Genomic DNA, 12775 nt, shown 5'->3' on the forward strand with positions numbered 1-12775 from the left:
CTCAACGGCTCAGGTCATGAGCGCCCTTGGTCGGCGCGGCCGATGAGAACCGCGACCGCGCCGACGACGGCCAGGCGGCCTCAGCCCGCCGAGCCGGTCGGCGCGGGACCGCACCCCCCGTCCCTTCACGTCACATCGAACCGGAAGACCATGCCGGCCCAGTCAGGCACAGTTGCCGTGGCGTCGAGGGCTTCGCTGATCGTCCGTTCCTCATAGGTGAAATGGGATTCCATGATCGCCGCCAGTCCGTCGAGTTCGCGCCCGATCGCCTCCAGGGCCGCGTCGGTCGAGCCGGCAGCCCTGTCAGCGAGTTCCTTCACCCGGGACAGGATCGAGGAGATCATGGCGTGGTCCTCGACGAGGTTCGCGACGGTCGCCGCGAGATCCGGGCGTTCGCGGAGCAACCGGGAGAACATCCCGTCGTCCTCACCCTGGTGGTGTGACGTCAACGCGGCGCAGAAGGACAGGCAATGGGTGAGGAGGACGTCGTCGCTCAACCGGCGTCGGCCGAGACTCTTCCTGATGTCCGAGATCTGACGGCGCAGTTCTTGATGAGCTTGTGCGAGCTGATGACTCAGGGCGGCAACACGGCCGCCGTCGCGGGAAGCCACGGAGGGCGCCCCCTTCGGTTCCGCACCTCCATGCCTGGCGCAGTCCGCCACCGGCACGCGATGCTGTCGCCATCCGATCACGCGACACGGCCGACAGGCAACCGATCGCCTTCCCACCAGCATTCCGGGGGCCGTAAGAAAGTACGAGCGCGGATGGTATCGACACCCTCTCCGCGCGGCCCGCATCATTGGCTGGCAGCGCGGCCCAGGGGGAGGGCGGATGGAGCGGCACACGCCAGGCAACCCGTTTGCCGACTTTCTGTCACCCGACGCCGAACAACCGCCACAGCAGGGGCCGATCGGCAGTCTCGGTGAGAACCTGCTGGTGTACGAGGTGCTGCGCGGAGGCATGGGCGAGGTGCTGCTGTGCGGTGAACAGGGCAGCGGCGCACCGCAGTTCGCCCTGAAGACGTTCCAACGCCGGTTCTTCTTCGACCGTGCCGTCCGCGACGCCTTCGTGCGCGAAGTGGTCCTCTGGTCACGGCTGACCGGCCTGCCCCACATCATGCCCGCCCTCTCCCTGGAGACTTTCGAGGGACGCCCGTTCGTGACCATGCCGGTCGTCCCACCGGGACCACGGGGCGGCCGGACCGTACGCGACCTGCTCACCGACGGCACCGCCCTGCCCCCCTCGACCGTGTTGCCCCTGGCCTTCCAGACCGCCGTGGGCATGCACCTCGCCCAGCGGAAGATCCCCGGTCTCGTCCACGGTGATCTCAAGCCGGAGAACCTGCTCGTGCTGGGCCGGTGGCTCCTCGTCTCCGACCTCGGCCTGTCCCGGGTCACCGGTCGGCACGGCACCTCGGACCTGGAGAGCACCTGGGCCTACCGCGCACCCGAATGCTGGGACGCCGACGCCGACGCCGACGCCGACGCCGACGCCGACGCCGACGCCGACGCCGACGCGGAGGTGGGGGCGGACGCCGAGCCGTCCGTGGCGGCGGACATCTACGCCTTCGGCACTGTGCTGTTCGAGCTGCTCACCGGACACACCCCGTACACGGCGGCCGGGAGGCGGGAGTGGAAGGCCGCCCACCGCTCCGGGACACTGCCGGATGGGCCCCCGCCGTCGAACGGCTCGGCTGACGACCGTCTTGCCGGCACCCTGATGGCACTCGCCCGGGACTGCCTGGCCCTGCGTCCTCATCAGCGGCCGAATGACTTCGGCGCCGTCGTGGACAGGTTGCGGACCGCCGCGGACGCCCATGAACCGATGTCGTCACTGATGCTGATGCACGACAGCGCCGCTCTGGCCGCCGTACTGGCCGAGCAGCAGGACCGGCTCGACGAGCAGCGGATCATCAGCCTCTTCGGCATGGGCGAGTCCCAGCTCGGGCTGGAGGAGATCGACTCCCTGCCGCCCGAGAGGATCACCGCCACGCTGCGCTACCGGCGCGGGACCGCGCTGTCGCTGCTGGGGCAGGAAGACGAAGCCCTCGTATCGTTCCGGCAGGCGCTCGACATGGGGCTGCCGGAACGAACCGCCCTGGAGTGCCGGGTGGAGGTGGCGCTCTCGTACAAGCGGCTCGGTGACCTGGAACAGGCCGAGCGCCTGCTGAAGATGCTGGCCGTCGAGGCGCCGCCCGACATGCGGGCGGCCGTGCTGAGCAACCTGGCCACCGTGTACCTGGTGGCGGAGCGGCCGCAGGCGGCCGTGGACCTGCTGACCCGTGTGACCGCCGAATTCTCCGATGTGTGGCAGGCCTGGGGCAACCAGGGCCTGGCACTCGAACAGCTCGGTGAGTGGGATCGGGCGGTCGACGCGTACCAGCACGGACTGGAGATCGCCCCGCAGGAGACCTTTTTGCAGTTCCGGCTGGCCGTGGTCTGCATGGACCGCTTGCGCGACATCCACACCGCCTGGCAGGCCCTGGAGATGGCGCATGCCCAAGGGTTGTCCACCGAGGAGTGGTACGTCCGGTTTCTGGCCTGCCAGCTGCTGATGAACCGTACCGACGAGGCGCTGTCCCTGGACGCGGCGGCTCGCGACGACCTGGGAGAGGACGCGGCAACCGCCCTCTGGAACGCGGCGGTCGACCTGGCCCGCCGCATCGCCGAGCCCGTCGACGACCCGGCCGAGGCGAGCCCCCTCGATCCCGCCGAGGCAAGCCCCCTCGATCCCGCCGAGGCAAGCCCCCTCGATCCCGCCGAGTCGGGCCCGCCCGACCCGCCCGCACCGTCCGCCCCGTCCGGCCTGCCCGACCCGTCCGGCCCGCCCGGTCAGCCAGGGGCGGCGTCGCGAGGAGAGGCACCTCCCTCGCCCGCCGTGCCCTTCCTCAACATACGTCTCAACGCGGACACGTTGCTCTACACGGTCGACTTCTACCTGGACTGCGACGTCGGCCCCGGCAACTACGCGGACGCCTTCAACGACAACCTCCGCCGGTACAGCGCCCGACTGAGAGTGGAGTACCCGCGCGGGGAGCTGCGCGACACCCCGTTCTACTTCACCCGCTGTCCCGGCTGCGGCGGCGCCGTGCTGACCAACCGCGATCCGGGCAAGGAGCTGCGCTGCCGGTGGTGCGGAACGACCGCGCCCACCCGGGAGGAGGGGGACGGCGGACTGGACCGGCTTCGGCACGCGGCCGAGCAGGCCGCGGGACTGAACAGAGCCGACCTCTCCGGCCACGTCCTCTCGCTTCTCATCGAGACCGGGGACCAGGAACGTGCGAGCCGAGTGTGCTCGCTCGCCGCCGCCGCGGGGTGGGACCCGGTCGCGGCCGAACATCCCCTCTCCCTCTTTCTGCGCGCCGAAGCGGACCGGCGTGGCATGGCCGCGGCCGGCAGCCCCACCGCCCTCGTCCTGCGCAGGACCGCGCCACCAAGCAGCCACGCATACGCGGACCGGACCCCGCCCGACGTCGAGCGTCTGCTCGTCACCGTGCGCGAAGAACTCGGACACGTCGCGTCCCTGTCCCACGTGCACGACCCGGCCGGCGACGACCCCGTCACCCGCTCCCTGGAGGGAGACCGGGAGCACGCCGTCGGTTTCTGGCGGCGACTGGCGGACGAGCGGCCGCTCGACTCGCTGATCCACAGAGGACTGGCCGAGGCGCTGATGAGCGCCGAGCACTTCGACGAGGCCCTCGCCCCGGCCCGGCGCGCCGTCGGCCTGCTTCCCACGGACGCCGCCTGCTGGGCGACGCTCGGCCGAGTGCACCGGAGGAAGGGCGAGGCCACCGAGGCCGCGGAGGCCTTCGAGAAGTCGCTGGCACTGGATCCTGTGCAGCCCATGGTGTTGCTGATGCTCGCGGACTGCTACCGCGCACTGGACCGCCCGCAGGACGCGACGCAGGCGGCGACCCGTGCCGCCGCACTCGGCCGCAGCTGAGAGGAGCAGGCATTGGAACTCGTCACGCCGGTGGCCGGAGCGCTGGCCCGGGCGCTCCTCGGACCGGTCGGGGCCCGGATCGGCAGAGTCGTGCTCGGCCCGGCGGAGCGGCGTGCCCTGGAAAAGGCCTGCCGTGCGGCTCTGGAACGTGCGGTGGGCGACCTACGGGAGGAGGGCGCCACCCGGGAGGAGGCGGACCACGTCCTCGGCCTGCTACAGCGGCTCATGGAAGAGGTCGAGCCCGAGGACATGCCCCTGTTCGCACCGCTGCGCGCACCGGATCCGTCCGTGGCGGCGGCTCACGCCGGCACGGGCGGAGAGCCGGGGGCCCCGGACACCGAGCGCACCGGCGCCGTGCTGGTCTGGCGCCAAGCGGCCGAACGGGCCGGCCAGGACCCGGACACCTTTCCGATGGCGTTCGATCACCTGGTCGAGCGTCTCTTCACCCACATGCGCGCCGAGGTGACGGAAGCGGCGGCCACCCTCGGCAGCCCGCTGTTCCCCCGCGTCGTCCTCACCCGGCTCGAGCGGCTCGACACCTCCTTCCGGGCCCTCGTCGCGGCGGTGCACACTGCCGCCGCGCCGTTGATCCCGCTGGCGGAGCCGCTGCGCCAGGCACTCGACACCGCCAGGGAGGTCTGCCGCACCTCGCGACGGGCCTTCGTCACGCCTGATCTGCTGCTCGCCCTGTTGTCCATCCCGTACGGCAGGACCGCGGCGTGCTTCGACTCCGTCCGCCCGGCACTCGCCGACACCGTTCGCCACATGCTCCAGCGCTACCTGACCACCACGGAGTTCGGCCCGTTCCACCCGTTCGACTGGGCTGAGCGCGCCGACGTGCAACACGCCCGCGGTCAGGCCGCACGAGACGGGGCGCCCGTGGTGAGCGACGCCCATCTGCTGCTGGGCGTCCTGGAGGGCGAATCGGCGACCAATCTGCAACTGGCCAGGTGGCTCGGCCCCGACCACGGCAAGCTGCGTCGGGCCGCACTCGCCGCGGCCCGCGGCGCCCCGCCCGCCGCCGGAACTCCCGGCACCGTCTTCGGCGACGGCGACCCGTTCCCTCCCTGACCGGACCGCGGCCGCCCGAGAGGCGGGGGAGTGGATCGGATGGCCGTGGATGAGTACCTCAGCACGTCATCGCTTGATGCGGCCACGCAGGGCAAAGAGGGCGAAGCCGAGGAGGACGGGTTCAGCGATGCGCGAGCCCATTTCAATGTAGGTTCCGGCGGTGGTGAAGTTCTGGCCGCTGGAGCGGAAGACGACGCTGTTGATGAGCACGCGTTGGGCCTTCTCGGCGCGTTTCCCGGTGATGCGGTCGCCGTAACCGATGGTGAGCGTCGGGTCGGGGTTGTCGACGGTGAGCCGGACATTTTGGCCGACGGCAGTCTGTTTGCCGGTGATTTCGGGCTTGGGATCGGCATTGGGCAGGCCCCACAGCATGAGGGCGAAGAAGCTGAGGGTCATGGCCAGGATGAGCCAGGACAGGGCGCGCACGGCCCGGAGCGCGTAGCCGGACAGCGCCCAGTACAGGGTGAGCAGTATCCGTTCGCCGAGGGGACGTGCGGGGTCTTTGCGACGCATCTCCATTTCGCCGTAGTAGAAGTCGGCCGCGTCCGGCTCGTTCTTCGCATCCTCCGATCCCTTGCGCAACACCCGATACAGGGGCGCCAGGTCGTCCGGGTTGGGCGTGCGCGCAGGGTGCGTGGTGTGGTGGGGACCCGGCTTCCACTCGCGGGCGGTGGGAGCCGCCAGGTTCGCGGGCGGCTCCTGGAGGGCGCGCCAGGCATGTTCCTCGGCAAGTACGCGACGACGAGTCCATCGTCGTGGAACCCCCCACCTCCAGTGGACGCCGGCCGGCGGACAGGCGAATCGTGTGCTCCCTTCCAAACGCAACAAGTCCAGATGTGCCGCACCAGTGAAATGGCAGTCCGTCAGGTCCATGTCAGTCAGGAGCACGTGTGTTGCGTCGGTACTTGCCAGGGATACGACACGGACGTCCGGACTGCTTCCCCTGAACCAGGCAGTTTCCGCAGGGCGGGCGAACGGGCTGACCGAGACGGCGAAGGGCTGGGTGATGATGGCGCCGGTGAGGTCGAGATACGCGTACCGCAGGGCAAGCGAGGCGGTCGCATCCCACCGTGTCCGGTGGCACATCACGCGCTCCGCGGCTGCATCGATCCGTGTCGGACCTGCGAACTTCGCGTTTGAAAGGGCCAGCACCTGCCGACAGGTCACGTGCTCGATCCGAGCGTCGCCGCTGAATCGGGAGCCTACGAAAGTGGCAGTCCCGTTGACCACCATGCCGTTGAACGCGGCATCGGAGAACGTCGTGTCGTGGAAGTTGACGCCGCCGCGGGTGAAATGGGAGTCGTTGAAGCAGGCAAAGCCCGTGAAGGAGGCCAGATAGAAATTTGCGTCGCTTCCGGTGAAGTCCACTTTGATGAAGTCTGCACCGTCAGGGAAGTCGACGTGGCTGAAGTCGACTTCGCCTAAACGGGGGCGCCCGGCAACGCGAACCGCAGCAAGAAGTTGGCGCAGGAGGGGGGCGGTGATGCGAGTTCCCCGGACGTTGATGTCGGCGCCGGGGGCGAGGCCGGCCAGGTAGGCGGCGCGGTCGGCGGGTACGAGGTGGGCCAGGCACTTCGTGTGAGCGCCGATCGGCGTGCCGGAGCACGGGTCCGGCGTCGTTACGTCGCAGTGCGACCAAGGCGGCGGCCAGAGAGAAGTCATGTCTCCTGGGACAGCATGGTTGATCGGGTGGTTGCACTCAGGCCAGCGGCAGAAGTACCGCGACGAAGCACCACACCCCGCGCTTCATCGTCGTCCCCGCGCTCCGCGGGGAACTGTCGCGCCACCGCTGTACCGATGTTCCCCAAGCCCAAGCAAGATCAAGCGCTTGGCGCCGACGGCTGTCCCTTGTTCCCCGAGGCCGCACACGCACAGCCCTCACGGCGCGCGCACGCGCGGCTGTTCGGCAACGCTGGTGGCATGACAGTGCGTGTCGTCGTGTACGAGCCCGCCGAGGACGGCGGGCGGCGTGTACGTCTTGATGAGCGGTTCCTGGGTATGGCGTACACGCTGCTCGACATCGCCGAGTTCCTGCGCGCGGCCGGCCTGCCCGACGTGGAACCGGGTGAGGTGGCGAGCGCGAGCTGGGTGGAATGGCGTGGTGGTGGACCGGGTGCCTGGCAGCCGTGACCGCCTCCCCGGGGCGTGCCGGTGAGCCGTGCCCCCATCGGGCCGGCCGGCCCGATGGGGGCACGGCGCCGGAGGTGTGCGCCGCTCAACGGCCGGCCGGGCCCAGTACTCCTTCCACGAGCCGGCGCGCGTAGGCGGCGTCCAGCCCGTCCGGGCGGAAGAGGATGCGGTACATCAGGGGGGCGACGACGTGGTCGACGACCGTCTCGACGTCGGAAGTGTTCTCCCCGCGTTCGGTCGCGCGGGTGAGGATGACGTCGATCTGCCCGGCGGCGTACGCGGAGCACCGGCCGGCGTTGCCGCCGTCCGGGTCGCCGAGCAGAGCGTCGCGGATGTGGGCGCGGCCGGTGGGGGAGGACATCTCGTCGAGGAACTGTTCGGCCCAGGCCGTCAGATCGGACGACAGGGCGCCGTGGTCCCCCGGTGCGGTGTCGGGCCGTAGACGCTCGACCGCGACGTCCGACAGGAGTTCCCGGAGGTCGCCCCAGCGACGGTAGATCGTCGACGGTGTCACGCCCGCGCGCTGGGCGACCAGCGGCACCGTCAGGGCGTCGCGACCCAGCTCGGAGACCAGCTCCCGGACGGCGGCGTGCACCGATGCCTGGACCCGGGCGCTGCGCCCACCGGGTCGCACCATCTGCCTGCTCATATCACCCACCTTAAAGCCAAGTCGTTGCGTCAAGCGGGCCGCGACTGAGGAGAATCGGCGCGCTTAAAGCTAACTGATTGCGTTAGGTGACTGGAGGAACTAGGCTGCCTAAGGCAAAGAGTTTGCGTTTGGTGTCAGGAACGCCGCATCCCGAAGACCAGAGGAGCCGAACCGAGCATGGGTACCGCCCCGGCCGTCGACCCGACCGCGATTCCCGTCTGGAACGTGGGTGACGTCGCCGTACACCGCGTCGACGAGATCCCTTTGCCCGCCGCCACCGGACCGTGGCTGCTGCCGGATGCCACCCCCGACGTCGTCGCGGAGCAGGAATGGCTGCGTCCCTGCTTCGCCGATGACGACGGCGTCCTGCACATCGACAGCCACAGCTTCGCGTTCACCCTGGGCGGCCTGCGCATCCTGGTGGACACCGGCATCGGAAACGGCAAGGAGCGGGCCAATCCCGCCTGGCACGACCTGAACACCGGCTTCCTCCAGCGCCTCACCGCCGCCGGATTCCCCCCGGACTCGGTCGACCTGGTGATCCTCACCCACCTGCACGCCGACCACGTCGGCTGGAACACCCGTGAAGCGGACGGCGAATGGGTGCCCACCTTCCCCAACGCCCGCTACGTCACCTCCCGAGCCGAGCGGCAGTTCTGGGCCGGATACGACTTGGAGGAAGCGCGCGAGCAGATGTTCCGGGACTCCGTGATCCCGGTGGAGGAGGCGGGACTGCTCGACCTCGTCGACGTCCCCGCCGGGGGCGTCGACATCGTCCCGGGGCTGCGCCTGCTCCCCACTCCCGGTCACACCCCCGGCCATGTCGCCGTCGCCCTCACCAGCCGCGGCCGGACCGCCGTGATCACCGGCGACTGCGTGCACCACCCCGTGCAGTTCGCCCACCCCGGCATCGGCGCCTGTGTCGACATCGACCCCGAACGGTCCGAGGCTTCGCGCCGGGCGCTGCTCGACTCGCTGGCCGGCACGGAGGCCCTCGTCCTGGGCACCCACTTCGCACCGCCCACGGCGGGCCGAGTCGTCTCCCACGAGGGCGCCTACCGGCTCGTACCCGTCCCCGCCGACGCGTGCTGATCCGGCGCGTCCCCTTGGGTCCGCGGAGGGCAGGGCCCCGCACCTGATCCACGGCGCGGCGAGTGTTCGGCGCGTTGTTCCCGTCACTCCCTGAGCGACGCACGTGTGCGGTGCGGCCCGGGCCGACGGCCCGGACCGCACTCCGGAGGTCGCTCCCATCAATCTGGTCCAACCAGTTGACCAGTGGGTCGCCGTCGTCCACCCTCTGCGTCATGACTCAGCGACCCGTCCGGCGAGAGGCGGTCTCCGACCAGCTCTTCGCCCTGTTGCGCGACAGGATCCTCGGGGGCGCGCTGCCGCCCGGCTCCGCCCTCACCGCCGAACGCGACCTGGCCGCCGAGTTCGGGGTGAACCGGCACGCCGTCCGGGAGGCCGTCAAACGGCTCCAGCAGGCCAGGCTGGTCGAGGTCAGCCACGGTGGGCGCACCCTCGTCCTGGACTGGCGGCACACCGCCGGTCTCGACCTCGCCGTGGGGATCGCCGCCGCCGACGGTGGCCCGTCGGTGCAGGACCTGACCCGGGACGCTCTGGAGATGCGGGCGTGCATCGGCGCCGACGCGGCCCGCCTGTGCGCGCTGCGGCGCTCCGACTCCACCGCCGCACAGATCGTCCAGGCCGCCGACCGGTACGCCCGCAGCGGCCCCGACCTCGCCGCACTCGGCGAGGCGGACGTCGCCTGGTGGCGGCTGATCGTGGAGGGTTCCGGGAACCTCGCCTACCTGCTGGCCTTCAACAGCCTGGTGGGCGGTACGCTCCCGGTCGCCGACGTGCCGAACGACCTGCGCACCGCCGAACTCCTCGACGTCGAGGCCCACCTGCGGCTCGCGGCACACATCGAGGCACACGAGGCAGAGGCGGCCGAGCGGCTCGGTCGCGAACTGCTGTCCCGCAGCGTGCCCGCGGTCCCGAAGGCGGTGCGCTGAGATGATCCCGGCCGTGGTCTACGCGATACCGGCGTTCGTGCTCCTGGTCGTCGTCGAGGCGCTGTCCTACCGCTTCCTCCCGGACGACGACGAACGCGGCTACGAACTGCGCGACACCGTGACCAGCATGTCGATGGGTGCCGGCAGCCAGGTCGTCGCGGTGCCGTGGAAGGCCGCGACGATCCTTCTGTACGCGGTCCTCTTCACCGCCGCCCCCTGGCACCTCTCTCCGGCCTCCGGCTGGACCTGGGTGCTGCTGTTCTTCGCCGACGACCTCGCCTACTACGCCTTCCACCGGGCCCACCACCGGGTGCGGGTGCTCTGGGCGAGCCACGTGGTCCACCACTCCAGCGTGCGCTTCAACCTCTCCACCGCCCTGCGCCAGAGCTGGACGCCCATGACCGGCCTGCCCTTCTGGCTGCCGCTCGCACTGCTCGGCGTCCCGCCGTGGATGATCCTGCTCCAGCAGGCCGTCAGCCTCGTCTACCAGTTCTTCCTGCACACCGAACGCGTGGACAAGCTGTGGCGGCCGGTGGAGTGGGTCTTCAACACCCCCTCCCACCACCGCGTCCACCACGGTTCCAACGACGTCTACCTGGACCGCAACTACGGCGGCATCCTCATCGTCTGGGACCGGCTCTTCGGCACGTTCGAACCCGAGGGCGAGCGCGTGCGGTACGGCCTGACCAAGAACATCGACACGTACAACCCGCTGCGGGTGGCGTTCCACGAGTTCGCCGCGGCCTGGCACGACGTCCGCGCGGCACGACGCTGGCGCGACCGCGCCGGATACCTGTTCGGGCCGCCCGGCTGGACGCCCCGGACGCAGGGCTGACACGCGGGACGAGGCGCTAGCGGTGCTCCGGGTTCTCGTAGTCGTGGCGGCAGCCGGCGTCCCAGGCGGTGCGCTGGTTGCCGTACGCGGGAATGCCGCCCAGGTCCTTCAACGCCCGGGCCAGGTGCAGCAGGTTCCAGGTCATGAAGGTGGTGTTGCGGTTGGTGAAGTCGTTCTCCGGCCCGCCCGATCCGGGATCGAGGTACGACGGGCCGGGCCCCGCCTCGCCGATCCACCCGGCGTCCGCCTGGGGAGGGATGGTGTAGCCCAGGTGCTGCAGGCTGTAGAGGACGTTCATGGCACAGTGCTTCACCCCGTCCTCGTTGCCGGTGACGAGACAGCCGCCGACCCGGCCGTAGTAGGCGTACTGACCGGCGTCGTTGAGCAGGCTGGAGCAGGCGTACAGCCGCTCGATCACCCGCTTCGTCACGGAGCTGTTGTCACCCAGCCAGATGGGACCGGCCAGCACCAGGATGTCGGCCGCCATGACCTGCCGGTACAGGTCCGGCCACGCGTCCGTCTCCCAGCCGTGCTCCCTCATGTCGGGCCATACGCCGGTCGCGATGTCGTGGTCCACCGCCCGTACGACCTCGACGCGCACCCCCTGCGCGTCCATGATGGCGGTGCTCCGGTCGATCAGTCCCTGTGTGTTGCTCGTCTCCGGCGAGCGCTTGAGGGTGCAGTTGATCACCAGGGCTCGCAGGTCGTCGTACTGAGCGGGCGGGGCGTCCGCGGCGGGCGACGAAGCGGTCACACGATCCTCCCAGAGCCTTGCCGGCACCTGGTGGGCGGCGGCGCGTCCGTATCCAGCGTGCGGGCCGGCCGTGGCAGGCGCCATCACGGCACCTCCGAATGGCTGGGACGGCGGCCGTCGCCGGTCACCGTCCCCCTGCGGCGGAGCCCATCGCTTCGGCATCGCCGGAACGAGCGTCCGTGCCGCCGGCCTCCAGGAACCGTCGGCGTCCACGATCCGCCGGCCTCCAGGATCCGCCGGCCTCCAGGATTCGCCGGCCTCCAGGATTCGCCGGCGTCCGCGATCCGCCGGCCCGGAGTGGCCTTGAACTCGCGGCGGTTCAAGGCCGTCCGGGGCGTTCACGCCGAGGGGTACATCAGGGGCGCCAGTCCGCCTCCATGTCGTGGGAGTCGGTCTTGGTGAGCTTCGTCAGTCCGGTGCCGTCCGCGCGGACCAGGTAGAGGTGCTCGGGGTCCGCGTCGTCGCCACCGCCCCGGGTGAAGACCAGACGGCGGCCGTCCGGGGACCACGAGGGGTACTTGTCGTTGTAGCGGGCCGAGGTGATGCGGTGCACCCCGGTGCCGTCGGGACGGACGACGTAGAGGTGGGCGAAGCCCGTGGAGTCCACGCGGCTGAAGACGATCCGGTTGCCGTGCGACCAGTCGGGCGTCCAGTCGTGGGAGCCCGAACCGGTGACCGCCGTCTGGGCCAGGGTGGACAGCAGGATCCGCATCACCCTGCTGTGTCCGCTCGCGTCCGCGCGGTTGAACGCCAGGTACTTGCCGTCCGGGGACCACGTCGGATGGAGGTCGTCCGCCGCGGTGTGGGTGAGCCGGGTGGCGGGGGTGCCGTCGATGTCGGCCACGTAGATCTCGCGCTGGGTGCCGACCGGCTTGGCGTAGGCGATCCGCTTGCCGTCGGGGGACCACGCGGGGTCGGAGGCGCCCTTGGTGCCGGGGACGGCCTTCAGGTCGCCCCCCGAGGTCTTCATCGTCCAGATGCCGTCGATGGCGCCACCTGATCCGTAGCGGACGAAGGCCACCCGCTTGCCGTCCGGCGACCAGCTGGGCATCACGTCGCTGACGGTGGCGGTGTGCGTGAGCTTGACGGGCGTGCCGCCGCCGGCGGAGATCGCGTAGAGGTCTTCGACGGGCGCCGCCGCGGTGTAGCGGGCGAAGACGATCGGATGGTCCGTCGCCGCTCCCGCGTTCCCCGCGGTGTCGAGCGTCAGCGGCGCGGCCATGGCGAGCGCGCCGGCGATGATCGCCGCCCGGCGGCGCCGTGTCGTGCCGCCTGCGCCGGTCCTGCCGCTTCTTCGCGCCCGCCCGGCGGTTCCGCCGTCGCCGGTGCGGTGGTGTCGGTGTGTCAAGGTGCCCCCCGATTCCTGCCCGCGGCCCGCT

Annotated in this window: 11 protein-coding genes; 6 read left to right on the top strand and 5 right to left on the bottom strand. The window is 70.7% G+C overall.

The genetic code is table 11. The features are described 5' to 3' along the window. Positions 1–125: 125 nt before the first annotated feature. A complete protein-coding gene (locus JK361_RS08065) occupies positions 126–611 on the bottom strand; it encodes a hemerythrin domain-containing protein (protein ID WP_201814940.1) in 486 nt (161 codons plus the stop codon). Between the two features lie 220 nt (positions 612–831). Between JK361_RS08065 and JK361_RS08070 the strand changes: the two genes are divergently transcribed. Beyond that, positions 832–3942, top strand: a complete 3111-nt coding sequence (locus JK361_RS08070; RefSeq protein WP_201814941.1) for a tetratricopeptide repeat protein — start codon at positions 832–834, stop codon at positions 3940–3942. 12 nt (positions 3943–3954) lie between these two features. Continuing rightward, positions 3955–5013 carry a hypothetical protein gene (locus tag JK361_RS08075; RefSeq protein ID WP_201814942.1) on the top strand — a complete coding sequence of 353 codons (1059 nt, stop codon included), beginning with the start codon at positions 3955–3957 and terminating at the stop codon, positions 5011–5013. Positions 5014–5079: 66 nt separating this feature from the next. On the opposite strand, the gene JK361_RS08080 is transcribed toward JK361_RS08075, so the two are convergent. After that, positions 5080–6675 (bottom strand): pentapeptide repeat-containing protein, encoded by a 1596-nt coding sequence (locus JK361_RS08080; protein ID WP_236052536.1) that lies wholly within the window; start codon positions 6673–6675, stop codon positions 5080–5082. Positions 6676–6933: 258 nt separating this feature from the next. On the opposite strand from JK361_RS08080, the gene JK361_RS08085 reads away from it, so the two are divergent. After that, positions 6934–7143, top strand: a complete 210-nt coding sequence (locus JK361_RS08085) for a hypothetical protein (protein ID WP_201814943.1) — start codon at positions 6934–6936, stop codon at positions 7141–7143. An 85-nt stretch (positions 7144–7228) separates the two neighbouring features. Here the strand turns inward: JK361_RS08085 and JK361_RS08090 are convergent, their stop codons facing one another. Continuing rightward, positions 7229–7792: a TetR/AcrR family transcriptional regulator gene (locus tag JK361_RS08090; protein ID WP_201814944.1), complete on the bottom strand. Its 564-nt coding sequence runs from the start codon at positions 7790–7792 to the stop codon at positions 7229–7231. 177 nt (positions 7793–7969) lie between these two features. Between JK361_RS08090 and JK361_RS08095 the strand changes: the two genes are divergently transcribed. The 3 genes from JK361_RS08095 (at position 7970) to JK361_RS08105 (ending at position 10642) form a co-directional block, all read left to right on the top strand. Further along, a complete protein-coding gene (locus JK361_RS08095; protein WP_201814945.1) occupies positions 7970–8884 on the top strand; it encodes an MBL fold metallo-hydrolase in 915 nt (304 codons plus the stop codon). 212 nt (positions 8885–9096) lie between these two features. Then, a complete protein-coding gene (locus JK361_RS08100) occupies positions 9097–9807 on the top strand; it encodes a FadR/GntR family transcriptional regulator (protein ID WP_201814946.1) in 711 nt (236 codons plus the stop codon). Between the two features lie 13 nt (positions 9808–9820). After that, complete coding sequence (locus JK361_RS08105; protein WP_307787214.1) at positions 9821–10642, top strand: sterol desaturase family protein; 822 nt, start codon at positions 9821–9823, stop codon at positions 10640–10642. Between the two features lie 16 nt (positions 10643–10658). Here JK361_RS08105 and JK361_RS08110 read toward each other — a convergent pair whose 3' ends face one another. Then, positions 10659–11396, bottom strand: coding sequence for a flavodoxin family protein (locus JK361_RS08110; RefSeq protein WP_201814947.1), 738 nt, complete (start codon positions 11394–11396; stop codon positions 10659–10661). A gap of 355 nt (positions 11397–11751) precedes the next feature. Next, positions 11752–12744 (bottom strand): beta-propeller domain-containing protein, encoded by a 993-nt coding sequence (locus tag JK361_RS08115; RefSeq protein WP_201814948.1) that lies wholly within the window; start codon positions 12742–12744, stop codon positions 11752–11754. Between the last annotated feature and the right edge of the window lie 31 nt (positions 12745–12775).

The sequence above is a fragment of the Streptomyces musisoli genome, assembly GCF_016741855.1.
In the GTDB taxonomy this organism is placed as follows: domain Bacteria; phylum Actinomycetota; class Actinomycetes; order Streptomycetales; family Streptomycetaceae; genus Streptomyces; species Streptomyces musisoli.